The sequence below is a fragment of the Pseudarthrobacter oxydans genome, assembly GCF_034258515.1.
Lineage (GTDB): Bacteria > Actinomycetota > Actinomycetes > Actinomycetales > Micrococcaceae > Arthrobacter.
The window spans coordinates 3,802,664-3,826,792 of sequence record NZ_CP139438.1; the positions used below are offsets into that span (position 1 = coordinate 3,802,664).

Consider the following 24,129-nt stretch of genomic DNA (forward strand, 5'->3'; position numbering starts at 1 on the left):
AAAGCTTCAGCCTTGGGCAGGTCCCGCATCAGGCCGTGGCGGCGAGCAGTGAGCTGGCTTCCTGGCGGGTGGTGCCGGAGTCCTGGATGCCGTCGGCGATGTGGGCGAGTTCGGCGGGGATGTCCCGGCCCTTCTTCCGCATCGCGGTGGCCCAGAGCCGGCCGGCGCGGTAGGAGGAACGGACCAGCGGCCCGGACATGACGCCCAGGAAGCCGATCTCGTTGGCCTCGTCCTGGAGGTCCACGAATTCCTGCGGCTTGACCCAGCGGTCCACCGGCAGGTGCCGCTCGGACGGGCGCAGGTACTGGGTGATGGTGATCAGGTCGCAGCCGGCCTCGTGCAGGTCCCGCAGCGCCTCGGAGATCTCTTCCCGGGTTTCGCCCATGCCCAGGATCAGGTTGGACTTGGTCACCATGCCCAGGTTCCGGCCCTGCGTGATCACGTCCAGGGACCGCTCATAACGGAACGCGGGCCGGATCCGCTTGAAAATCCTCGGCACCGTCTCCACGTTGTGCGCGAAGACCTCGGGCCTGGAGTCGCAGATCGCTTCGATGTGTTCGGGTTTGCCGGAGAAGTCCGGGATCAGCAGCTCCACCCCGGTGCCGGGGTTCAGTTCGTGGATCTTGCGGACCGTCTCGGCGTACAGCCACACGCCCTCGTCCTCGAGGTCGTCACGGGCCACCCCGGTGACGGTGGCGTAGCGCAGCTGCATGGCCTGCACGGAGCGGGCCACCTTGGTGGGTTCGAACCTGTCCACCGGGGAGGGCTTGCCGGTATCGATCTGGCAGAAGTCACACCGCCGGGTGCACTCGGACCCGCCGATCAGGAACGTGGCTTCCTTGTCCTCCCAGCACTCAAAGATGTTGGGGCAGCCGGCCTCCTCACACACCGTGTGCAGGCCTTCCTTCTTGACCAGGTTCTTGAGCTGGACGAACTCCGGGCCCATCTGGACCTTGGCCTTGATCCAGTCCGGCTTCCGCTCCACCGGGACAGCCGAGTTGCGCTGTTCAACGCGCAAAAGCTTCCGGCCTTCAGGTGCCAATGTCATTAGTGTTCTTCCTTTTGCATTCGACTAGCATTCGACGACGTTGACGGCGAGGCCGCCCATGGCCGTTTCCTTGTATTTGGAGCTCATGTCCTTGCCGGTCTCCCGCATGGTCACGATGACCTCGTCCAGCGAAACCCGGTGCGAACCGTCGCCCCAGAGCGCCATCTTCGCCGCGTTGATCGCCTTCGCCGCCGCGATCGCGTTCCGTTCAATGCAGGGCACCTGCACCAGGCCCCCGATCGGATCACAGGTCAGGCCCAGGTTGTGCTCCATCGCGATCTCCGCCGCGTTCTCCACCTGCGCCGGAGTCCCGCCCATCACCTCCGCCAGACCGGCGGCGGCCATCGACGACGCCGACCCCACCTCGCCCTGGCAGCCCACCTCAGCCCCCGAAATCGACGCCTGCTCCTTGTACAGAACCCCCACCGCACCCGCGGCGAGCAGGAACTTCACCACCACATCCTCCCGGTCCACCCGGGACGCGTTCTCCATCCCCGGCGCGAAATGCAGCGCGTAATACAGCACCGCCGGGATGATCCCCGCCGCCCCGTTCGTCGGCGCCGTGACCACCCGCCCGCCCGACGCGTTCTCCTCATTGACCGCCAGGGCGATCAAATTAACCCACTCCTGCCAATACTTCGGATCATGAAACTCCCCGGCCCCGTCGCCTTCGTCCTCGGACCCGGCCGGCCGGGAGCTTTCCTTCCGCAGCCGGTCATACCAGTCCGGGGCCCGGCGGCGGACCTTCAACCCGCCCGGCAGCACCCCCTCACGCTTCAAGGACGCGGCCACACACCCCTCCATCACCGAATAGATATGCAGCAGGCCCGCCCGGATCTCCCCCGGCGTGCGGCTGTCCTCCTCGTTCACCCGCATCACATCACTGATGCCCAGCCCGGTCTCCCGGCAATGCTCCAGCAACTCCGCCGCGGTCCGGAACGGCAACGGCAGCTCCTTCTTCGACTCCTCCAGCTCCAGCTGGGCCGCGTCCTCCTCGCCCTCACGGACAATGAACCCGCCGCCCACCGAAAAGAACGTCGCCGCATGCAAAACCTCGCCCGACGCGTCGGAGACCGTGAACGTCATCCCGTTCGTGTGCCGCGGCAGGACAGTCAACGGCCGCAGCACCATATCCTTCACCCCATACGGCAACGCCACCGCACCGGCCAGCTGCAGCAACCCCGTCTCCGCGATCGCCGCCAGCCGCTCCTCCACCTCCTCCGGCAAAATCAGCTCCGGATGGAACCCCTCCAAACCCAACAAAATGGCCGTCATCGTCCCATGCCCATGGCCCGTCGCCGCCAACGACCCATACAAATCCACCCGCAACGACGCCACCCCCGCCAGCACCCCCGAAGCCTTCAGCTCCTCAGCAAAAACAGCAGCAGCCCGCATCGGCCCCACAGTATGAGAACTCGAAGGTCCGATCCCAATCGAAAACAGATCAAAAACGCCAACAGCCATGGTGGGATTCCTAACGAGACGTGTAATGGGTGGGTGGAGCGTCGCTAAGGCGACGTGGGCAGGAGGGGCCGGCGGAGCCGGGCTTTTCGGAAGCGTGCGTCAGAGGCGAGGAACGAGCCAGCACGCGTGAAAAGTCCGGTCCGCCGTCGCGGACGCAACCGAGGTCAGGACAGTGGTGCGACGCCCGGGTAGAGCGGGTGCGCCGAAGCCAGGACGTCGACGCGGTGACGCAGCCCCGAAAGGTCGGCGTCGGCGTCGGCCGTCAATGCCTCGGCGATGATGTCCGCGACCTCGCGGAAGGCGTCCTCGCCGAACCCGCGCGTTGCCAGCGCAGGCGTGCCGATCCGGAGGCCGGAGGTCACCATCGGTGGCCGCGGGTCGAAGGGGACGGCGTTGCGGTTGACCGTGATGTCGATGGCCGCGAGGCGGTCCTCGGCCTGCTGCCCGTCGAGCTCGCAGTTGCGCAGGTCGACCAGGACCAGGTGCACATCGGTGCCGCCGGAGACCACGCTGATGCCCTTGGCCGTGACGTCCGGCTGGACCAGGCGCTCGGCGAGGATCCGGGCGCCGGCAAGGACGCGCTGCTGGCGCTCCTTGAACTCGGCGGACGCGGCGATCTTGAACGCCACGGCCTTGCCCGCAATCACGTGCTCCAGCGGTCCGCCCTGCTGTCCGGGGAACACAGCCGAGTTGATCTTCTTGGCGGTGTCGGCGTCGTTCGTCAGGATGATGCCGCCGCGCGGACCGGCGAGGGTCTTGTGCGTGGTGGACGTGGTCACGTGCGCGTGGGGCACCGGCGACGGGTGCAGGCCGGCGGCCACGAGCCCGGCGAAGTGCGCCATGTCCACCATGAGGTAGGCGCCCACGGAATCAGCGATGCGGCGGAACTCGGCGAAGTCCAGCTGCCGGGCGTAGGCGGACCAGCCGGCCACGATCAGCGCCGGCCTGGTCTCCTGGGCCAGGCGCTCCACCTCGGCCATGTCCACTGTGTGGGTGTCCTCGCGGACGCCGTAGGGGACCACGTTGTAGAGCTTGCCGGAGAAGTTGATCTTCATGCCGTGGGTGAGGTGCCCGCCGTGGGCAAGGTTCAGGCCCATGATGGTGTCGCCCGGCTTGATCAGCGCGTGCATCACCGAGGCATTGGCCTGGGCGCCGGAGTGCGGCTGCACGTTGGCGAACCCCGCGCCGAAGAGCGCCTTGATCCGGTCGATGGCGAGCTGTTCGATGACGTCCACGTGTTCGCAGCCGCCGTAGTAGCGCTTGCCCGGGTAGCCCTCGGCGTACTTGTTGGTCAGCACCGAGCCCTGCGCCTGCATGACGGCCACGGCGGTGTGGTTCTCGGAGGCGATCATCTCCAGGCCGTCGCGCTGGCGGGTGAGTTCGTCGTCGATCTTCGCGGCGATCTCCGGGTCCAGGGTGGAGAGGTCCGCGTCGAGACTCGGCGAAACCACCTGCTCGAAGGCCGTCACTGTACCGGTGCCTGCTGCCGCGCTGCTCACAGTTCGCCGCCGTTGGCTGCCGCGTATTCCTCAGCGGACATCAGCGGGCCTTCTTCGGTGACGGCCACCTTGAAGAGCCAGCCGGCGCCGTAGGGATCGTTGTTGATCAGGGCGGGGTCGGAGACCACTTCGTCGTTGATCTCGACAACTTCGCCGGTGACGGGAGCGTAGAGGTCGGAGACGGACTTGGTGGACTCCACCTCGCCGCAGGTCTCCCCCGCGGTCACGGTGGAGCCAACCTCGGGGAGGTCCACGTACACGATGTCGCCGAGGGCTTCGGCAGCCACAGCCGAGATTCCGACGCCGGTGGGCCCGGATCCGTCAGCAGCAACCCATTCGTGCTCGGCGGAGTACTTCAGTTCAGCAGCAACTTTTGCCATGTGTTTTTCCTTAGGTTCGTGTTTGAGAAAGTGAGAGAGCGTCGGCCCAAAACCCGCATTAGGTGAGAGAGCGTTGGCCCAAAACCCGCATTAAGTGAGAGAGCGTCGAGGGTCGGCGAGGCTGGCATCCGGCAGCATGCGTCAAAGCGACGAAGGAGCAGCATGCAGAGGATGTCAGCCCCGCCGGAACCCGGAGTTACTTGGCGCGCTTGTAGAACGGGAGTGCTACTACTTCGAAGGGCTCCGGCTTGCCGCGGAGGTCGATGTCCAGGGCAGTGCCGGGTTCTGAGTGTTCGACGTCGACGTAGGCCATCGCGATCGGGTACCCGAGGGTGGGTGAAGGCTGGCCGGAGGTCACCTCGCCCACCACGTTGCCGTCCTTGAGGACCGGGTAGTGGCTGCGGCCGGCGCGGCGGCCCAGGCCCTTGAGTCCCACGAGCTTGCGGCCGGACGTGGAGCCTGCGCCGAGTGCTTTGAGTTCGGCGAGCACGGCCTTGCCCACGAAGTCGGATTCCTTGGCCAGCGAAACCACGGGGCCCAGGCCGGCTGCGTAGGGGTTGCCTTCGCGGGAGAGCTCGTTGCCGTAGAGCGGCATGCCCGCTTCGAGGCGGAGCGAGTCGCGGCAGGCCAGGCCTGCGGGGATGAGCCCGTGGCCGGCGCCAACTTCCAGCAGCGCGTCCCACAGGCCGGCGGCGTCCTCATTGGGGATGTAGATCTCGAAGCCGTCCTCGCCGGTGTACCCGGTGCGGGCCAGCAGCAGGTCCTGCCCGTTAATTTCCACCTCGACGGCCGCGTAATACTTCAGCTCCGTCACCAGGGAGTGTTGATCCGCAGGAACGAGCGTCAGCAGGATGGCCTCGGCGTTCGGTCCCTGCACCGCGATGAGGGAGGTCTCGGCGGAAACGTCGTTTACGGTGACGTCGAAGCCGGCAGCCCGCTCGGCCAGCGCTGCGGCAACCACCGCAGCGTTGCCGGCGTTGGGCACCACAAGGTACTTGTCTTCACTCCGCCGGTAGGAAATGAGGTCGTCGATGATGCCGCCGTCTTCCTGGCAGATAAGCGAGTACTTGGCCTTGCCCACGGCAACCGCGGACAGCTTGCCGGCCAGGGCGTAGTCCAGGAAGGCTGCGGCGTCCGGGCCGGTAACCCACACTTCGCCCATGTGGGAGAGGTCGAACAGTCCGGCGGCGTTGCGGACAGCGTGGTGTTCGGCCAGCTCGGAGTTGTACTTCAGGGGCATCTGCCAGCCGCCGAAGTCGGTGAAGGATGCGCCGGCAATCTTGTGCTGCTCATAGAGCGCGGTGTAGTTCTCAGTCATCACGGAATCCTTAGTTCTCAAACTCGGAAAGAGGCGGGCAGGAGCAGACCAGGTTGCGGTCCCCTGCCGCGCCGTCGATGCGGCCGACGGGCGGGAAGTACTTGTCCTGCCGGAGCGATGCCACCGGGAAGGCGGCCTGTTCGCGCGGGTACGTCCGGTCCCATTCAGAGGAGACGACGGCGGCGGCCGTGTGGGGTGCGTTGCGCAGCGGGGACTTCTCAACGGTGAAGTCGCCGGCGGCCACCTGGTCGATTTCCTTGCGGATGGTGATCATGGCTTCGATGAAGCGGTCGATCTCCGCGAGGTCCTCGGACTCGGTGGGCTCCACCATCAGGGTGCCCGCCACCGGGAAGGACAGCGTGGGGGCGTGGAAGCCGAAGTCGATGAGCCGCTTGGCCACGTCCTCGGCCGTAACACCCGTGCGGGCGGTCAGCTCGCGCAGGTCAAGGATGCACTCGTGCGCAACGAGGCCGCTTTCACCGGTGTAGAGGACCGGGAAGTGCTCGTCCAGGCGGGCTGCGACGTAGTTCGCAGCCAGGAGCGCGGACTTGGTGGCCTCGGTCAGGCCCTGCCCGCCCATCAGCTTCACGTAGGCCCAGGAGATCGGGAGCACACCGGCGGAGCCGAAGCGCGAAGCGGAAATCGCGACGCCATGCCCGGCTTCATGGGCGGCCTTGTTCGCGTCGCCCGGCATGAACGGTGCCAGGTGTGCCTTGGCAGCAACCGGGCCGACGCCGGGTCCGCCGCCGCCGTGCGGGATGCAGAAGGTCTTGTGCAGGTTCAGGTGCGAGACGTCGCCGCCGAACTTGCCCGGCTGGGCGAGGCCTACAAGTGCGTTCAGGTTGGCGCCGTCAACGTACACCTGGCCGCCGGCGGCGTGGATCGCGTCGCACACCTCGCGGACATCGGAGTCGTACACGCCGTGCGTGGACGGGTACGTGATCATGATGGCCGAGAGGACGTCCTTGTGGGCCTCGATCTTGGCCTGCAGGTCGGCGTGGTCGATGGTGCCGTCTGCAGCGGTGGCAACAACCACAACCTTCATGCCCGCGAGCACGGCGGAGGCGGCGTTGGTGCCGTGCGCCGATGCCGGGATCAGGCAGACGTTGCGCTGCTGGTCCCCGCGGGAGTGGTGGTAGCCGCGGATCGCCAGCAGGCCGGCGAGCTCGCCCTGGGAGCCGGCGTTGGGCTGGATGGATACCTGGTCGTAGCCGGTGATTTCGGCGAGGTCGGCTTCCAGGCCCGCAATCAGTTCGCGCCAGCCCTCGGTCTGGGAGTCGGGGGCGAACGGATGGATGGAGGCGAACTCCGGCCAGGAGATGGCTTCCATCTCGGCGGTGGCGTTCAGCTTCATGGTGCAGGAGCCCAGCGGGATCATGGTGCGGTCCAGTGCCAGGTCCCGGTCGGAGAGGCGGCGGATGTAGCGCAGCAGCTGGGTCTCGGAACGGTGCGTGTTGAACACCGGGTGCTGCAGGTAGCTGGAGGTGCGCAGCACCGATTCGGGCAGCTCGAAGCCCTCACCGGACACAACCGGACCGGCGCCAAAGGCGACGGCAACCGCGGCGAGGACCTCCGGCGTCGTGGTTTCATCAACGGACACGCCAACGGTGTCCGCGTCGATGAGGCGCAGGTTGATGCCGCGGGCTTCGGCGGCGGTGATCACCTTGGCGGCCTTGCCGGGAACACTGACCGTGAGGGTGTCGAAGAAGGTGTCGGACACCAGTTCGCGGCCGGCGGTCTTCAGCGTGGCGGCCAGGGCGCGGGCGTTGTTGTGGACAGTCTCGGCGATCGCCTTCAGGCCGTCGGGGCCGTGGTAGACGGCGTAGAAGGAGGAGACGATGGCCAGCAGCGCCTGGGCGGTGCAGATGTTGGACGTGGCCTTCTCGCGGCGGATGTGCTGCTCGCGGGTCTGCAGTGCCAGGCGGTAGGCGGGGACGCCGGCGTTGTCCTTGGAAACGCCCACGATGCGGCCGGGGAGGGTGCGTTCCATGCCGTCGCGGACGGCCATGTAGGCGGCGTGCGGTCCGCCAAAGAACAACGGCACGCCAAAGCGCTGGGTGGAGCCGACGGCGATGTCCGCGCCCTGCTCGCCCGGCGGGGTGATGAGGGTGAGGGCCAGGAGGTCGGCAGCGACGGTGACCAGCGCGCCGCGCTCCTTGGCTTCGGCGATGACGGCGGACTGGTCCCAGACGCGGCCGGAGACGCCGGGCTGCTGCAGGACGACGCCGTTGATGTCGCCGTCGGGAAGTCCGTTGGTGAGGTCTGCGATTTCCACCTCGAAGCCCAGGGCTTCGGCGCGGCCCAGCACGATGGCGATGGTCTGCGGCAGGAGGTCGGCGTCGAGGACGGTCTTGCCGTCCTTCGCAGTCTTGGACTTGTTGGCGCGGCGCATCAGCAGCACGGCTTCGGCGACGGCGGTGGCTTCGTCGAGGAGGGAGGCGTTGGCCACCGGGAGCGCGGTGAGGTCCTGGACCATGGTCTGGAAGTTCAGCAGCGCCTCGAGCCGGCCCTGGGAAATCTCGGGCTGGTACGGGGTGTAGGCGGTGTACCAGGCGGGGGCTTCAAGGATGTTGCGGCGGATCACCGGCGGGGTCACGGTGTCGTAGTAGCCCTGGCCGATCATCTGCACGGCCATCTTGTTCTTGCCAGCCAGCTTGCGGAGCTCGGCGAGGACCTGCACTTCGCTGAGGGCGCCCTCAAGGGTGAGCGGCTTGTCCTGGCGGATGGAATCCGGAACTGCGCTGTCCACGAGGCCGTCAAGGGTGTCGTAGCCGACGGCCTTGAGCATGGTGTCGATGTCGGACTGGCGGCGCGCGCCGATATGGCGGTCTGCGAAGGTGGTTGGGGACGATTGAACCGTCATGAGAGGAACTCCATAATTCAGGTGGCAACCGGTGCCACTTTGATTCGGGTTCCTCCCCGCTCTGTATTGGACCTGAGAGTTTTGCGTTGCCCTGCCGTTCAGCGGGGCGCCACTTGCACCGTCGGTGAGCCCGGTTGCCCGGACTGCTTTCCAGAGTTGCCTTGCCGCGGCGGTACGTGGGCCTGAGAGATTCCTGGGGAGGATTTGCTCCTACGGCGCCTGCAGAACGTACCGGCAGGACTCTCCCGCCGCAGATCATAAGCACGTGCCACTGGTCGGTGACACGGCTCACACCTTACCGGGTTATGGGGCTGGATGCAAAATCCGCGTCTTTCCAAGGCAGGCTTACGACGGCGGGACGCGCCGGACGTGCTCGAAGGCATCAGGTGCACGGAGACAGTGCAATTAGGAAGCTTCCGGAAGTTCTAGCGGGAGGCTTCCCTGCCCAGCCGGTACCCCGCCCAGAACGCCAGGACGAGCAGTCCGACGACGGCGACGGCCAGGCCGATCTGTGTACCTTGGGTAACCAAGGCGATGCCGCTGCCGCTGAAAAGCTGGTTGCTCAGCGGCGCGTAGGCGAACCAGCCGAAGCTGGCGTCCGCGTTGCTCCATGCGACGAGGCACCCCGCCACTACCGTCACAAGGCCAGCGATGGGAACGACGGCGGCAAGAGCCCGGGCAGGCGGCGGAGTTTTGCGGTCTTCAGGTGCGTTGTTGTCCCCCATGCAGGCGAGTCTAGCCGGGCCGCCCCCGGCGTCCGGCTCAGGGGCAAGACAGGCTCCGGGCAGCGGGTTTAGGCTGGGCGGATGTTGACCATCGGCAGCACCGTCCTCGGCGTCAACGACGTCGCCCGCGCAACCGCCTTTTGGCACGCCGCCCTCGGCTACGTCCCGCAGGAGCCCGGGGACGAAACCTGGGTGATCCTGGTGCCGGCTTCGGGCCCGGGAGCGCAGCTCGCCCTCATGCTCAGCGAAACGCCGGTCCAGGAGCACCCGCGCATTCACCTGGACCTGTATGCGGACGATCAGGGCGCCGAGGTGCAACGGCTGGTTTCACTCGGCGCCCAGCGCGTCGACTGGGACCTGTACCCGGAGAACCCCGATTTCGTGGTCCTCGCCGACCCCGACGGCAACAGGTTCTGCGTCGTTGACAAAAGTCCGCGGTAGCCCCGCCGTCGAACCTTGAACTTCCGGCCGGGTCAGTTTTCAGGCAGTTGCCCGGCCAGCCCCTGCAGTGATGGTTCCCGGCCCAGCTCCACATGGGCGAACGCCAGCGCTGCCGCAAGTTCGGCCTTGCCGTCATAGATGGCCCGGCACAGGCTCAGGTGCTCCGCGCACTGGACCTGGGGATCACGGTGCCCGGTCAGGGTGAAGAGCCACTGCATCCTGCCCAGCAGAGGCTTCATGGAGTACTCGAGCAGCGAGTTGCCTCCCATCGAGACGATCTCCGCGTGCAGGGCCGTGTTGATGAGCGGGATCTCCGTGTGGTCGTGGCGCAGGGTTGCTTCTTCGGCCTTGTCCATCATGTGCTGCAGGCGCGCTGTGGACTCACCCCGGGCGGCGGCCTGGGCGGCGAGCCGCGCGGCGAGGACCTCGAGGCTGAGCCGGACATCAAAGAGTTCATTGACGTCCCTCAGGGTGATCTGCTTGACGGTGGCCCCGCGCCGTGGCGAGGTGTCAATGAAACCTTCGGCTTCCAGCTGCTGGAGGGCTTCGCGGACGGGGACCCGGGAAACGTCCAGGGCCTGTGACAGCTCGCGTTCCCTGAGCCGTGAACCGGGCGCGAAGTCACCCGAGATGATCAACTCCCGGATCCGTGCACGGGTAGCATCAGCCGAAGACGCGGGTGCGTCCGCCTGGGTACTCAAAGATGCCTCCTGTTGGTTCCAGTGCCCTGCTTCCGGGCTGCCTCAGTTATTCAGCTCCACGCGGGTGCCGACCCCCTGGTTGAGGGCAGCGTCATACAGGAGCCTCCCGATGGCAAGGTCCTGCAGGCCGATACCCACCGAATTGAACAAGGTTATGTCCTCATCCCCCAGACGGCCTGCTTTTGTCCCGGCCGCCACGTCACCAAGTTCGGCTTCCACATCGTCAAAGCCCATGACGCCTTCAGCCACAGGGACGATCAGTCCCCCTGACTTCGCTTGGGCCGTGGCCAGGCTGTCCACGAAGACCCGCGCCCGCGCCATACCCGCTGAGTCAATCTCCCGGTGGTCAGGCCGCGGACGGGATCCGACGGCGTTGACGTGCAGTCCGGGCTGGAACCACTCCCCCTTGACCAGCGGCTCAACCGCTGGCGTGAGGGTGCACAGCACGTCCGAGTTCTCAACAACTTCCTGCACACTGGCGGCCCGCGTGATGTGCAGCCCGTATGAGGAAATCCGGTCACAGAACGCAGCGACCGTCTCAGTGGAACGGGACCACACCACGACATTTTTTATCGGCAGGACGGCCAGCATGGCTTCCACATGTGCCACCGCCAGGGCCCCCGCCCCCACCAACCCCAAGGTGGCACTCCCGGGCCTGGCAAGCAGCTTCGTCGCCACCGCGCTGGCAGCGGCCGTACGGACCCGGGTGGGGACTTTACCGTCCAGGATGGCCAGTGTTTCACCGGTCAGCTGGCTTACGAGCATGATGGTGGACCGCTGCGAGGGCAGGCCGGCCCCACCGTTGGACGGGATGTCCGCCAGTAGTTTCACGGATGCCAGCTCCTCCGGCCCGGACAGCGCCGCCATCGGCAGGAACCGGGCATCCGACGACGGCAGGAGGAGCGAATCCGGCGCGGGCTGGACAGCGGTACCTCGGCTCAGGCCGGCAAAGACGCGTTCGACGGCGGCAATGGTTCCGGGCATATCGGCCAGGGTTTCGAGCTCGGAGGCTTTAAGGATCAGGGTCATGGGGTCGCTTTCGGAATGGAAGGGGGCGTTAGCTTGGGCGGTCAGGGTTGGCGGGGAAACCCCGCCCTGAGAGGCACGGTGGCTCAGAGGCTGTTCCTGACAAGGACTCCCTGCGCCACCACGGCCCGGATTCCTTCCAAGGCAGAGCCGCTGGACAGGGGATCAGAGTCCACAATGACGGCGTCCGCGAAGGAACCGGGCACCAGCCGGCCGGCGTTTTCACTCCAGCCCAGCAGCGCGGCGGCATTGACCGTGGCGGCCCTCAGGGCTTCCAGGGGGGAAAGCCCGGCCTCACTCAACAGGCGGACTTCCGTGCCGATCGGAGTCACGTCGGATCCGAACGAGTCCGTCCCCGCAACGACGGTCACGCCGGCATCATGGGCGGCTTTCACGGCTGCTTTGATGATGGGTGTGTACTCCTTGCCCCGGGCGGCAAGGATTGGGTTGGACGAACCCGCCATGCTGGTGATGGCATCCATGGTGGGCGTGAAGTACGTCCCCTGCCTGGACATCCGGGAGATGGTCTCTTCGGTGACGAAGACTCCGTGCTCGATGCTGCGCACCCCTGCCCGGACCGCGCCGTCTATCCCTTCGGCACTGTAGGCATGGCACAGCACCCCCGCTTTGCCTGCCGCCTTGACCACGGCGGAGAGCTGATCGTAGTTGTAGACCAGCTCACGGGGATCCTGCTCCGGCAGGCCCGCCCGGGGGTTGGCCCTTGTCTTAATCACCTGCGCGCCGCGGTTCAGGTTCACGCGCGTGAGGTAGGCGAGATCGCCCGTTTCCCTGACACCGCCAGCCAGGGAGGCAAGGGGTGCAAGGTCAGGGTCGGCGAGGAGCGAGTCCCCCAGCTCGGGTGAGACGAACAGCCCGGCAGGGCTCATCCGGGGCGAGGCTCCGGCGGCCCAGGCAGGCAGGGCGGCCAAGGCGACGTCCTGGTAAAAGCTGCTCGAGCCGCTCCTGACGCTGGTTGCTCCGCCCTGCAGAATGGCGCGCGCATCCGACAGCGCGTTCGCATGGACATGCACGTCGATGAGTCCTGGAATGACCCAGCGGCCGGAGGCGTCCACCACGTGTGCCCGCCCGGCAAGCGCGGCCACTGCACGTCGCGTTTCCTCCCGGGTACCGACCGCACTGACCTTTCCTCCTTCCAGCACCAGGACTCCGTCATAGACAGCGTCGCCGGTCTGGGGATCCACGATGGTGCCCCCTTCGATGATCATCGGCGGCGGCGAAGCGGGACGCCCACGGCGGCCGGGGCCTGCCGTGTTGCCCTCCGCTTTCGCCGCCGGGGCATTTCCCAGCTGGGCGGCAAGGCTGGCCACCGAGATCCCGGCGAGGGCGGCTGCTCCGGCGAGGATCCCACGGCGCGGAACGGCCGGGGAAGGGAGGGCGGCGGGGGTGTGGTCGTGCAAGCACATGGTTTCTCCAAAGGGATGAGCCCTGCGGCGGAAGCGCGGGGTCCGTGGACGGGTCAATGTCAAGCGATTGGCGGGGGCGGTCGAGCTTCGCCCCCTACGTACTGGTGGCCCCGAATGCGTTCACAATAGCCCCACTGGTATACCAAGGACTAGCGTGGTCGTGAACGCGAATTGCCGGAGCCAGGTTAGGAAACGCCTGCCGGAGCGACGATGTCCGCTGGCGGATACGCGGGCGGAAACAGCTCATCAGGGTCCCGGCGCCGGCTGTCCCGCTCGGAGTAGGCTGCCCGCATCCGGTCGAACAGTTGCTGCCCCTCGGCCCGCAGGGACTCGAGGTCCAGGCCGGGCAGGGCGCCGTCGACGACGACGGCACGCCCGGCCACGAAGGTATCGGTCACCTGGCGGGCCGTGCCGTTCAGCACGAGTGTGCGCAGCGGGTCCTCGACGACACCATCTGCGAAGCTGGCCAGCGAGACTACCGTAATGTCCGCCTGCATACCGGGCGCAAGCCTTCCCAGGTCCGGCCGCCCAAGGGCCGTGGCCCCGCCGAGGGTGGCGGCGTCGAAGTAGTCAGCCAGGGCGCCTGCGTCGGGCCTTTCCTCGACCAGCCGGGTCAGGTGCATCCCCACGTCGATGCCCCGAATCAGGTCCGGAGGGAAGGAATCGGTGCCCAGGCAGAGATTGACGCCGGCCTCGCGGAAACGGTCGAATGACACAAGCTGCTTCTGGTAGCGGAAGGACGTCAAGGGGCAGTGGACAATGCTGACGCCGTGCCTGGCCAGCAGGTCCAACGGGCCTCCGGCGGCCGCCGCAGCAGGATTCCTGGCGTCAATCACCACGCCGTGAGGAATGAGGAGGCGGGTGCCGAAAAGGCCCGTGGATTCCAGAAGTTCCAGCACGCTGCGCCCGGCAGAGCGCAGCAACAGCCCGTCTTCCAGGGGAGATTGCAGACAGTGCAGCCGCACGAGGGCGTCCCGCTCACGGGCAATCCGGGCAGTCTCCCGCATGAGGTTTTCGGACAAGGTCTCAATCCGGCACGGGAGCAGGACGCCCGTGATAAGCGGGTCCGCGAGGTCAGCCGCAAAGTCCAGGAAATCCTGTGCGTCCTGCAGCCCGGCAACCCCGCGGGCCTCATCGAAGTGGACTTCGCGGTCCCCCGCCGCAGTGGTGACGTGGACCCCCGACCGGTAGGCCGGCCCGAGGTAGCCCCGGAGTCCGATCCGACGGCTGGTCCGCGCCATGTCCACCAGTTCATCGAGCCCTTCGGCCCAGGAGCTGTGGATCTCCGAGGCAATCGGCATATAGGTGGTAATGCCGTGCAGTGCCAGTTGCGCCAGCGCGAACTCCCGCACCTTGGCGCGTTCAGCCGGGCTGAACACATCCCGGCGGTTGTTGGCGAAGTAGTTCTCGGACCACAAGTGGCCGGCGGCAACTTCAGGCGAAGGCCACGAGTCGAGGATGAGGTGGTCGATGTCGGCGAGCGCATCCAGGTCAATCAGTCCGGGGATGACCAGGCTCTTGCCGTAGTCGCGTTCCTCATCGACGGGACCGTCATAGCCGCGGCCGACAAAGACGATGACAGCACCTTCGAACACGACTTCGCCGTGCTCAATGAGGGTGTGCTGTTTTCCATCAAAACCCAGAACGTACCGGGCGGAGATTTTCGTGTACATCGTGACTCCTTGCACCTGGGCGCCGGGCATGGGTTCCGGGCGCCTACAAAAATGTGACTTGCCTCTCACTGGGTACGAGTATACAGTCTTTTGGTATACCAGAGCGACATTCCCGAAACCTGGGCTGTATATCGCTCGCTCCTCCCCGTTCCCCCTCGAAAGGCCTGCGTCATGCGCAATGAAGCGAAGACCACAGGCGGCACCGCATCCGTCCTAGTGGACGCGGTACCGTCGCATACTTTCCGTGCCCGCCCCGCCCTGTGGTTCGCAATGATCGCGCTCTCCACCGCCGTTTGTGCCGCGGCCATCATGATCGGAACCCATAAATTCCACCTCGGCCCCGCCGCGATTGTCCTGATGCCAATCCTGTGGACCGTGCTCATCGGCGGCTTCCTGGGAGTCCAGAGATGGAAACCAATCGGCGGGCGTGCCCGTGCGGTGTCCACCCACCTCATGGATGTCTCCATCGTGTTCTTCCTCGCGGGCCTCGGCACGCAGATCGGGCCGTCCTTGACGAAGTTCACGAACATCGGTCCCGCGATCCTGCTGCAGGAGGTGGGCCATGTGGTGGGCACAGTGATCCTGGCACTGCCGGTCGCGGTTGCGCTTGGCCTGGGCCGCACAGCCATCGGTGCGACGTGGTCGATTGACCGCGAGTCCTACCTTGCTTTCGCGATCCAGCGCTTTGGCGTCCGTTCGCCCGAGTACCGCGGCGTATTCGCGGTGTGGGTTTTGGGCAGTGTATTCGGTGCCGTGTTCATCTCGCTGTTGGCGGGCCTTCTGGGTGGACTGGACTTCTTTGACCCGCGGGCCCTCGCGCTGGGTCTTGGACTCGGGTCCGCCTCCATGATGCTCGGCGGCGTGGGTGCCCTGTCCATCCTGTATCCGGAGATGGCGGGCGAGATCATGGCCCTTGCTGCCCTGTCCAATCTGGTGACCAACATCGTCGGCTTCTACGCCGGCGTTTTCATCGCGCTGCCTATGTGCCAGAAGCTTTACACGATGTGGTCCCGCATTTTCGGGCGGGACGATCTGGGCCGCCGTGTCCGCGGCGGCGCTCTCCTTGGCTCCGCAGCCGGTAGCAAAACAGGCGGATCCGCGCACGCGCACTCCGGCGCGGCCGCTGTGGAAGCGGATGAGCCGGCCGTCACTGACACCGTGGACGTCAACGGCATCGAAGCGGACCCCACTGTTCTCCGTTCCCCCAGGACGTGGCTCACCGCCTTCGCCGCGACGGGAGTGGCAGGCATCCTGCTGAACACGCTGGGCACGGGTTCAATGCGACCGCTGGATGTGGTCGGCGTGACCATCCTGCTGGTCCTTACTGCCATCGCCCTGGTCCTCGCCAAGCTCGTTCCGGCGGTTCCGTCCAGCATCTGGGTCCTTGCCCTTGCAACGATTGCGTCTGCGACGTTCCTGCCCATCGGCCCCTTCATCGCCTCCACCACGCAGAACATCAACGTCCTCTTCGCAGGCCTGCCAATGATCGCCCTGATCGGCATGTCACTGGGCCGTGATGTGAAGGCACTCCGCTCACTGAGCTGGAAGATCATCATCGTTGCCCTGATGACCTTCACCGCGAGCTTCGTTGCCGCCGCAGTGATCGCGCAGGTCGCCTTCCATTTCTAGTCCATACTGCGGGGAAGGCGGCGGGCCTCCGGGCCTGGTGCCTTCCCCCCGCCGTTAACACCACAGACCCTTAACCGGGACAGCACTGCAAAAGGATCCAACCATGTTCATCACCAATGTCCGCCCGTGGGGCGGGGACGCCGTAGACCTGGAAATTAGCGCGGGACGGATCGCGGCCATCCGTACGGTGGGGACCGGCGCCGTAACTGGTGACGCTTCCGGCCGGAAGCTGGACGGGCGCGGCCGGATTGCCCTCCCTGCATTCACGGATGTGCACGTCCACCTTGACTCGACCCGGATCGGGCTGCCGTTCCGGGAGCACACCGGTTCGCCGGGGGTGTGGAACATGATGTGCAATGACCGGAAGAACTGGCGCGACACCCCCATCCCCTACCCCGATGTGGTGGCGGGGACGCTGGAACGGATGATTGCACGCGGCACCACGCGCGTCCGTTCCTATGCCCAGATCGATGTGGACTGCAAGCTTGAGCGCTTCGAGGCAGTCATGGCCGCGAAGGAGCGCTTTGCCCGTGCTGCAGACGTGGAGATCATGGCGTTTCCCCAGGCCGGCCTCCTGCTGGAGGAAGGCACTGTCCCGCTGCTCGAGGAGGCACTGCGTGCGGGGGCCACGACGATAGGGGGCATCGACCCCTGCCAACTGGACCGCGATCCCGCCCGCCATCTGGACATCGTGTTCGGCCTGGCGGAGAAGTACGGGGCCGACGTCGATATTCACCTTCACGAACCCGGGCACCTTGGCGTCTTCAGCGCCGAACTTGTCTTCGAACGCACCCGGGCGCTGGGCATGCAGGGACGCGTGTCGCTTTCCCACGCGTACGATCTGGCCAACGTCCATCCGGATGTGACTGCCCGCCTCATGGAGCAGATGGCCGAACTGGACGTAGCCTGGGCAACGGTGGCCCCGGCAAGCGGCGGCACCCAGTTCGACCTGGTCCAGATGACCGCGGCCGGGATCCGCGTGGGTCTTGGCGAGGATGGCCAACGGGACTACTGGAGCCCCTACGGCAACTGCGACATGCTGGACCGCACCTGGCAACTGGCCTTCACCCACCGGCTGCGCCAGGACCGCCTGATTGAGCACTGCGCGGCGATCGCCACCATTGGCGGCGCCGCCATCATGGACCGGACGGTTCAACGCCTCACCGGCCCGGATGACCGGCCGGGCCTCGCTGTTGGAGATACGGCAGACATCGTTATTGTGGACGGCGAAACCGTCACCAGCACCGTCATGGACCGCGGCACGGACCGTACCGTCATCCACGCCGGCAGGCTCGTCGCCGACGGTTTGGTTGTCCTTGCGGAACCGGCCGCCTGACCCACGCGCTGTCCCTGGTGCTTTCCGGACGGAGAAAGCAAAGCGGACGACGGCGGGAACCTCCCACCGTCGTCCGCTGATGTTTTGCGATCCTCCCGCTAGACCTTTGCGGGTTCAGCCACCTTCAGGGGCTCGATCTTGCCCATCACGAAGAGGTAGTTGGCGGCGCCGACCAGGGCCACCCCACCGATGACGGCAAGCGGGGCCACGAAGGAGCCTGTCTGGTCCACCAGGACGCCGATCAGGATCGGGGTGAAGATGCCGGCCAGGTTGGAGGCGAAGTTCTGGAGGCCGCCGATGGAGCCCACGTGGCGTGAGCTGGGGGCAACATCTGCCGGAAGCGACCAGATGCCGGTTGCTGCGACCGTCAGGCTGGAATACGCCACCGACAGCAGGGCCAGCGCCATCCAGGCCTCGGGCACCAGCGCAGCGAACATGATGACCGAGCCGCCGGTCAAGCCGCCGGCGATGGCGGTCTTGCGGACCCGGGTCACCGAGACGCCGCGCTGGACGGCGCGGTCTGCAACGTACCCCGCCAGCCAGCCGAACAGCACGGCGCAGATTCCGGGGATGGCTCCGAAGAAGCCGAGCTTGAGCAGGTCGAAGCCGCGCTCCTTCACCAGGTAGCTCGGGAAGAAGGTGATGAAGAAGTAGATGGCGCTGTTGAGGCAGAAGAAGCCGAACATCATGCTCAGGACGGTCCGGTACTTGAACAGCGAGCGCCACGGAAGCTTGGCGGCGCCCTCGTCATCGCTTGCGGCGCTGCGCGCACCGCCTTCCTGGATGTAGGCAATCTCGGCGGCGTCCGCCGTCGGGTGCTCTTCAGGGCTGCGGTACACCTTCCACCAGACCGCGGCCCAGATGATCCCGGCAATGCCGATGATGATGAACACGGCGTGCCATGACGTGAAGGCAACAATCAGGGTCACGATCGGCAGGGCGATCACCGCGCCGACACGGGAGCCGGAGTCCCAGATGCTCGTGGCAAACGCACGCTCCCGGACCGGGAACCAGGTGGCCACCACCTTGGCCGCGGTGCTGGGGGCGGGGCTTTCGCCAACGCCCAGCAGGAACCGGGCGGCGAAAAGGGACCAGAAGTTCGTCGCCGCAGCGGTGACCATGGTGAAGATGGACCACCATACGGCCGCGAGGGAGAACGACCTGCGCGGACCCACTTTGTCCACGTACCAGCCGGCGGCCAGCTGGCAGAAGTCGTAGGCCCAGAAGAAGGCCGCGAAGATCAGGCCCTGCTGGGTTGCCGAGAGCTCGAAGTCCTTGCCCATGAACGGCAGCGCGACACTAAGGCTGGAGCGGTCAAGGTAGTTGATGCTCAGGCCAATGAAGGCGAGCCAGATGATCATCCAGCGTTTTCGGGTCATGGTGCGGGGAGCCTTGGGGGAAGTTTTGGGGGCAAGCCTACTGCCTAGAGCAGTCATGCGGTCTCCTTTGACGTAAACATGGGCTTCGGGCGACACGGCACAAGGAGGGCCGGGGCGCGCTTGTTGGGGAAACGATCATATAGGAATGCGGTTAATCATATATAGAAAGTGATCCAAGACAAGTCCCCCCCCCCAAAAAAAAAACTTCCGCGAGCGCCCGGAACCGGCCGGTGGCTTATGATTCCCACAGCGACTCCGGCAACACACTGCAAAGAGGTAAACGCGTGCCACCACGTCAACCGTCCGAGACTTCCCGCATCAAAGCAGCCGTCACCGACGTCTACTCCGCGATGCGCGCGTCAATCCTCAACGGGGAAATCGAGCCGGGCACCCGGATCAACATCGACGCCGTTTCCCGCACCATGGGCGTATCCCAGACGCCGGTCCGGGAAGTGCTCCAGCGGCTCGAGGGCGACAACCTGGTGGTCTACACCCCCGGGCGCGGCTACAGCACCACTCCCCTGCTGGGCCTGGACGAACTGCGGTCACTGTTTGAATTCCGGCTGCTGGTGGAGCCGTGGGCCGCCCGCGCGGCAGCAGTGGACCGGCTCGCCAACCCCGCCAGGGCGCTGGAGAAAGAACTGGCCGCCTTCCAGGGCGTGATGAGGGGCGGAGGTGACCTGCGGCAGGACCTCGTTGCGCATGACACGCGCTTCCACGACACCATCCTTGCCGCAGCCGGGAACCCTGTGGTCCGGCACGCCTTCGCCCAGACGCACTGCCACCTGCATACCTTCCGCCTCTACCCGGCAGACGTTGACGGGGCCAGCACCATGGCCGAGCATTCCGCCGTCCGGGAAGCCATCCAGGCCTGCCGGCCGGAGGAGGCGGAGGCGGCGATGGCACAGCACATCAGGAATTCCTTCACCCGCTTCGCCCAGGCGTTCGAGGGAACAGTGGAGCTCGAGCCCCTTGAGGAAGGCGGCCCGCCCAGGACCCGCATCGTGTGACTCCAGGCCAGCAATCACAGGGAAGCCCGGCAACCTGCCGGGCTTCTTTTTTTGTGCGCCAGGGCCGCCGGAAAACTTGACCTGCCTCACACTTCCTATATGATTATCAAACTTCATATAGGAATAGCCCACGAACTCCTCCCAGTGCAGAGAGAAGACCAGCATGCCTTCCATTTCTTCCATCCGTACCCAGGACGTCCGCTTCCCGACGTCCCTGGAACTTGACGGCTCCGACGCAGTCAACGTCGACCCCGACTACTCCGCCGCGTACGTGGTCATCCGCACCGACGCGGGCGACGAAGGCCACGGTTTTGTGTTCAGCTGCGGCCGCGGCAACGAGGTCATCACCCACGCCATCGATTCCTATGCAGCCCTCCTGGTGGGCCGGGACATCGACGAGCTCATCTACGACCTTGGCAACGCCTCCAAGCGGCTCATCCACGATTCCCAGCTGCGCTGGCTCGGCCCGGAAAAGGGCGTGACCCAGATGGCGGCCGGCGCCCTGGTCAGTGCGCTCTGGGACATCCGGGCCCGGCGCGAAAACAAGCCGCTGTGGCTCCTGCTCAGCGAAATGCCCGCCGAGGAGATCGTCGACGTCGTCGACTTCACCCACATCCGGGATGCCCTCAACCCCCAGCAGGCCCTGGACATCCTGCGCGCCGGCGAGGACGGGAAGGCCGCACGGATCGCCGCCCTCAAGGTGGACGGCTACCCCGCCTACACCACCTCCCCCGGCTGGCTGGGCTACAGCGACGAAAAGCTGGTCCGGCTCAGCAAGCAGGCGGCAGCGGACGGCTTCTCCATGATCAAGCTCAAAGTGGGCGGGGACATCAACGATGACCGCCGCCGCATGGCCCTGGCGCGGCAGGCCGTGGGTGAACTTCCCATCGCCATCGACGCCAACCAGCGCTGGGAGGTCTCCGAAGCCATCGAATGGGTGAACCAGCTTGCAGAGTTCAACCCGTACTGGATTGAAGAGCCCACCAGCACCGATGACATCCTGGGCCACGCGGACATCCGCAGGGGCGTGGCCCCGGTCCGCGTTGCCACCGGTGAGGCCGTTGCCAGCCGCATTGTGTTCAAGCAGCTGCTGCAGGCAGGCTCCATCGACGTCCTCCAGCTTGACTCCACCCGCGTGGCCGGCGTCAACGAGAACATCGCCAACCTGCTGCTCGCCGCCAAGTTCGGCGTCCCGGTCTGTCCGCACGCCGGCGGCGTGGGGCTCTGCGAGCTCGTCCAGCATTTCTCCTTCTTCGACTATGCGGCAATCACCGGCAGCCAGGACGGGCGCATGATCGAGTATGTGGACCACCTGCACGAGCACTTCGCCGAGCCGGTCCGGATCGTTAACGGCCGCTACGCTGCCCCGCAGCTGCCCGGCACCGGCGCCGAAATGCTCAGCGCCTCGCGGTCCCGCTGGGAATTCCCGGGCGGTGCCGGCTGGGCCGAAGTAGGCAACCGCGCCGCCGTCACCGGGGCCCGGCTCGCCCCGGCGGGAGGCGTCCGATGACCACCAGCGTGGAAGAGCTGGACGCCGTCGTCGAAGCGGCCCACGCCGCCTTCGAAAAGGCCCGGACGGCGGATCCCTTCACCCGGGCGTCATGGCTGGAGGCGGTGGCAACAGCGCTGGACGCAGACGCTGACGTGCTGGTGGCCCTCGGGGAACAGGAAACCCACCTGGCGGAGGCGCGTCTCCGCGGCGAACTGAAGCGCAGCACCTTCCAGCTCCGGCTCTTCGCGGACGAGATCCGGCGCGGCGAGCACTTCGATGCCACGATCGACCACGCGGATCCGGAATGGGGCATGGGGCCGCGGCCCGACCTGCGCCGCTACAACGTGCCGCTCGGGGTGGTGGGCGTCTTCGGCGCCTCCAACTTCCCGTTTGCCTTCAGCGTGATGGGCGGCGACAGTGCCTCGGCGCTTGCCGCCGGCTGCGCCGTGGTGCACAAGGCGCACGACGGGCACCTGCAGCTTGCCCTGCGCACCGCAGAGGTTGCGGTGGCCGCACTCGACGCCGCCGGCGCGCCGTCGGGCCTCTTTGCCCTGGTGACCGGAAGGTCCGCCGCGGAGGCCCTCGTGGACCACCCTCTGACAAAGGCCATCGGCTTCACGGGCTCGACGGCGGGCGGCCGCGCCTTGTTCAACCGTGCCGCGGCGCGTGCCGAGCCCATCCCCTTCTTCGGCGAGCTCGGCGGGATCAACGCCGTCTTCGTGACGGAGAACGCCTGGGCCGCACGCCGCGACGGGATCGTCGCCGGCTACGCGGGCTCCTTCACCCTGGGCATGGGCCAGTTCTGCACCAAACCGGGCCTGCTGTTCATTCCCCGCGGGCACACCGACGCCGTCCGCGCGGCGCTGAACGAAGCGCTCAAGGATTTCATTGCCGCGCCGCTGCTCAGCGAGCGTCTGCATGAGGGGTTCGCGGGCGCCGTCGGCGGTCTCCGTGGAACGCAGGGCGTGGAGGTGCTGGTGGAAGGCGACTTTGCCGAGGCGCCGTCCCCCACCGTGCTGCACACCTCGGCGTCCGCGGTGCGCAAGGATCCGTCCATCCTCCGCCAGGAGATGTTCGGGCCGGCAAGCCTCATCGTGGAGTACGGGGACGAGTCCGAGCTCCCGGCACTGGCCGGACTCCTCGAGGGGCAGCTCACCACCACCCTGCAGGCGGAAGCCGACGACGACGTCTCCGACCTTGCCGCCCGGCTCACCGATCTCAGCGGCAGGGTGCTGTGGAACGGCTGGCCCACGGGCGTCACCGTCAGCTACGCGCAGCACCACGGCGGGCCTTACCCGGCGACGTCGTCCAACACCACGTCAGTGGGGACGGCTGCCATCCGGCGTTTCCTCCGGCCCGTGGCCTTCCAGTCCTTCCCGGCGGACCGGCTGCCGGAACCGGTGCAGGATGCCAACCCCTGGCGGGTGCCGCAGCGCATCGACGGCGAGTGGCAGCGGCCGGAAGCTGCGCCGGCGACGGCGGGCGGCGGCCAGTGAACGCGCCCAGGCCCATTGGACCGTCGTCGGTCCTTCCGGTGGATGCGGCCGGAGCGCTACTGATCGGCCGGATCTGGGACGTCGAAGCGTCCGGCCCGCGCGTCGTGGCGGTCCAGGACGGTGACGTCTATGACCTCCAGCCCCTGGCCGAAACGGTCTCCGCACTCCTAGAACGCCCGGACCTCGTGGCAGCCGTCCGGGGCGCCATGACCGTGCCCCGATGGTCGGCGTCGGAGCTCATCGAGGCGTCCCTGGCCCGCGATACAACCCGGCCGCATCTCCTGGCCCCGTTGGACCTCCAGGTCGTCAAGGCCTGCGGCGTGACGTTCGTGGACAGCATGATCGAGCGGGTGATTGAGGAGCGCTGCGGCGGCGACGCCAGCCGCGCCAGGCAGACCCGGGAGCTGGTGGCGAAGGCGCTGGGCGGCAGCATCGCCGCGGTCCGGCCCGGCTCGCCCGAAGCCGCCGAGGCCAAGAAGGTGCTGATCGCGGAAGGGCTGTGGTCGCAGTACCTGGAGGTGGGCATCGGGCCGGACCCCGAGGTGTTCACCAAGGCCCCGGTGCTTGCGTCGGTGGGCCTTGGCGCGCAGGTAGGGATCCCGTCGTTTTCCCACTGGAACAACCCCGAGCCGGAGCTGGTGCTGATCGCCACCTCGGGGGGTTCCGTTGTGGGCGCCACGCTCGGCAACGACGTCAACCTTCGGGACGTGGAGGGCCGCAGCGCCCTGCTCCTGGGCAAGGCGAAGGACAACAACGCCTCCTGCGCGCTGGGTCCGTTCATCCGGCTGTTCGACGGCGGCTTCACCCTGGACACGCTCCGCGAGGAGGAGATCCTGCTGCGGGTCGATGGCACGGACGGCTACTGCCTTGAGGGCCGCAACTCGGTGGCCCGGATCAGCCGGCCGTTCGAAGAACTGGTGGCCGCGACCCGGGGGCGCCACCACCAGTACCCGGACGGCTTCGCACTGTTCACCGGCACCCTGTTCGCCCCGACGCAGGACCGCGACCAGCCGGGGCAGGGCTTCACGCACAAGATGGGCGACACCGTGACCATCCGCAGCCGGCACCTCGGTGCGCTGATCAACCCGGTGGGCCGCGCCGAGGAATTGCCGGAATGGTCGTTCGGGCTGCGGCAGCTGTTCGAGTACCTGCACCACCAGCGGGCCCTTCAGGAGTCTGCTGCCCAGGTGCGGTAGGCGGCCGGAAGCGGACGACGGCGGGAGGT

The 24,129-nt window shown here is 66.8% G+C and carries 19 protein-coding genes and 1 riboswitch; of the genes, 7 read left to right on the forward strand and 12 right to left on the reverse strand.

Going from position 1 to position 24,129, the window contains the following annotated elements; genetic code table 11:
- Positions 1 to 28: 28 nt before the first annotated feature.
- The 7 genes from lipA to SMD14_RS17425 form a co-directional block, all read right to left on the reverse strand.
- The gene (gene lipA, locus SMD14_RS17395; RefSeq protein WP_157240933.1) at positions 29 to 1,048 is read right to left on the reverse strand and encodes a lipoyl synthase; all 1,020 of its coding nucleotides are present in this window, start codon (positions 1,046 to 1,048) and stop codon (positions 29 to 31) included.
- 24 nt (positions 1,049 to 1,072) lie between these two features.
- A complete protein-coding gene (locus SMD14_RS17400) occupies positions 1,073 to 2,512 on the reverse strand; it encodes an L-serine ammonia-lyase (protein ID WP_321214462.1) in 1,440 nt (479 codons plus the stop codon).
- Positions 2,513 to 2,676: 164 nt separating this feature from the next.
- Positions 2,677 to 4,011, reverse strand: a complete 1,335-nt coding sequence (gene glyA / locus SMD14_RS17405; RefSeq protein WP_321214463.1) for a serine hydroxymethyltransferase — start codon at positions 4,009 to 4,011, stop codon at positions 2,677 to 2,679.
- The gene (gene gcvH, locus SMD14_RS17410; protein WP_157240929.1) at positions 4,008 to 4,391 is read right to left on the reverse strand and encodes a glycine cleavage system protein GcvH; all 384 of its coding nucleotides are present in this window, start codon (positions 4,389 to 4,391) and stop codon (positions 4,008 to 4,010) included. Before gcvH ends, glyA begins: the two co-directional genes overlap by 4 nt.
- A 196-nt stretch (positions 4,392 to 4,587) precedes the next feature.
- Complete coding sequence (gene gcvT / locus SMD14_RS17415; RefSeq protein ID WP_321214464.1) at positions 4,588 to 5,709, reverse strand: glycine cleavage system aminomethyltransferase GcvT; 1,122 nt, start codon at positions 5,707 to 5,709, stop codon at positions 4,588 to 4,590.
- A gap of 10 nt (positions 5,710 to 5,719) precedes the next feature.
- On the reverse strand, positions 5,720 to 8,572 hold the full coding sequence (gene gcvP, locus SMD14_RS17420; RefSeq protein WP_157240925.1) for an aminomethyl-transferring glycine dehydrogenase: 2,853 nt from the start codon (positions 8,570 to 8,572) through the stop codon (positions 5,720 to 5,722).
- 160 nt (positions 8,573 to 8,732) lie between these two features.
- A riboswitch (glycine riboswitch) is annotated at positions 8,733 to 8,830 on the reverse strand.
- Positions 8,831 to 8,997: 167 nt separating this feature from the next.
- The gene (locus SMD14_RS17425; RefSeq protein WP_321214465.1) at positions 8,998 to 9,297 is read right to left on the reverse strand and encodes a hypothetical protein; all 300 of its coding nucleotides are present in this window, start codon (positions 9,295 to 9,297) and stop codon (positions 8,998 to 9,000) included.
- An 81-nt stretch (positions 9,298 to 9,378) separates the two neighbouring features.
- Here SMD14_RS17425 and SMD14_RS17430 point away from each other — a divergent pair, with 81 nt between their 5' ends.
- Positions 9,379 to 9,738: a VOC family protein gene (locus SMD14_RS17430; RefSeq protein ID WP_157240920.1), complete on the forward strand. Its 360-nt coding sequence runs from the start codon at positions 9,379 to 9,381 to the stop codon at positions 9,736 to 9,738.
- Positions 9,739 to 9,770: 32 nt separating this feature from the next.
- Here the strand turns inward: SMD14_RS17430 and SMD14_RS17435 are convergent, their stop codons facing one another.
- The 4 genes from SMD14_RS17435 to SMD14_RS17450 form a co-directional block, all read right to left on the reverse strand.
- Positions 9,771 to 10,439, reverse strand: coding sequence for a GntR family transcriptional regulator (locus SMD14_RS17435; protein WP_157240917.1), 669 nt, complete (start codon positions 10,437 to 10,439; stop codon positions 9,771 to 9,773).
- A gap of 42 nt (positions 10,440 to 10,481) precedes the next feature.
- Positions 10,482 to 11,468: an ornithine cyclodeaminase family protein gene (locus SMD14_RS17440; protein WP_321214466.1), complete on the reverse strand. Its 987-nt coding sequence runs from the start codon at positions 11,466 to 11,468 to the stop codon at positions 10,482 to 10,484.
- 83 nt (positions 11,469 to 11,551) lie between these two features.
- Positions 11,552 to 12,889: an amidohydrolase family protein gene (locus SMD14_RS17445; protein ID WP_157240912.1), complete on the reverse strand. Its 1,338-nt coding sequence runs from the start codon at positions 12,887 to 12,889 to the stop codon at positions 11,552 to 11,554.
- 185 nt (positions 12,890 to 13,074) lie between these two features.
- On the reverse strand, positions 13,075 to 14,562 hold the full coding sequence (locus tag SMD14_RS17450) for an amidohydrolase family protein (RefSeq protein ID WP_321214467.1): 1,488 nt from the start codon (positions 14,560 to 14,562) through the stop codon (positions 13,075 to 13,077).
- A 171-nt stretch (positions 14,563 to 14,733) separates the two neighbouring features.
- On the opposite strand from SMD14_RS17450, the gene SMD14_RS17455 reads away from it, so the two are divergent.
- Complete coding sequence (locus SMD14_RS17455) at positions 14,734 to 16,191, forward strand: DUF3100 domain-containing protein (RefSeq protein ID WP_321214468.1); 1,458 nt, start codon at positions 14,734 to 14,736, stop codon at positions 16,189 to 16,191.
- 103 nt (positions 16,192 to 16,294) lie between these two features.
- Complete coding sequence (locus SMD14_RS17460) at positions 16,295 to 17,527, forward strand: amidohydrolase family protein (protein ID WP_321214469.1); 1,233 nt, start codon at positions 16,295 to 16,297, stop codon at positions 17,525 to 17,527.
- Positions 17,528 to 17,625: 98 nt separating this feature from the next.
- On the opposite strand, the gene SMD14_RS17465 is transcribed toward SMD14_RS17460, so the two are convergent.
- Positions 17,626 to 18,906, reverse strand: a complete 1,281-nt coding sequence (locus SMD14_RS17465; RefSeq protein WP_321214470.1) for an MFS transporter — start codon at positions 18,904 to 18,906, stop codon at positions 17,626 to 17,628.
- A gap of 284 nt (positions 18,907 to 19,190) precedes the next feature.
- Here SMD14_RS17465 and SMD14_RS17470 point away from each other — a divergent pair, with 284 nt between their 5' ends.
- From SMD14_RS17470 to SMD14_RS17485, 4 genes are all read left to right on the forward strand, one after another.
- Complete coding sequence (locus SMD14_RS17470) at positions 19,191 to 19,916, forward strand: GntR family transcriptional regulator (RefSeq protein ID WP_321214471.1); 726 nt, start codon at positions 19,191 to 19,193, stop codon at positions 19,914 to 19,916.
- A gap of 163 nt (positions 19,917 to 20,079) precedes the next feature.
- Positions 20,080 to 21,426 (forward strand): enolase C-terminal domain-like protein, encoded by a 1,347-nt coding sequence (locus SMD14_RS17475; protein ID WP_157240903.1) that lies wholly within the window; start codon positions 20,080 to 20,082, stop codon positions 21,424 to 21,426.
- Positions 21,423 to 22,904 (forward strand): aldehyde dehydrogenase (NADP(+)), encoded by a 1,482-nt coding sequence (locus tag SMD14_RS17480; protein ID WP_321214472.1) that lies wholly within the window; start codon positions 21,423 to 21,425, stop codon positions 22,902 to 22,904. Before SMD14_RS17475 ends, SMD14_RS17480 begins: the two co-directional genes overlap by 4 nt.
- The gene (locus tag SMD14_RS17485) at positions 22,901 to 24,100 is read left to right on the forward strand and encodes a fumarylacetoacetate hydrolase family protein (protein ID WP_321214473.1); all 1,200 of its coding nucleotides are present in this window, start codon (positions 22,901 to 22,903) and stop codon (positions 24,098 to 24,100) included. Before SMD14_RS17480 ends, SMD14_RS17485 begins: the two co-directional genes overlap by 4 nt.
- The last annotated feature ends 29 nt before the right edge of the window (positions 24,101 to 24,129 follow it).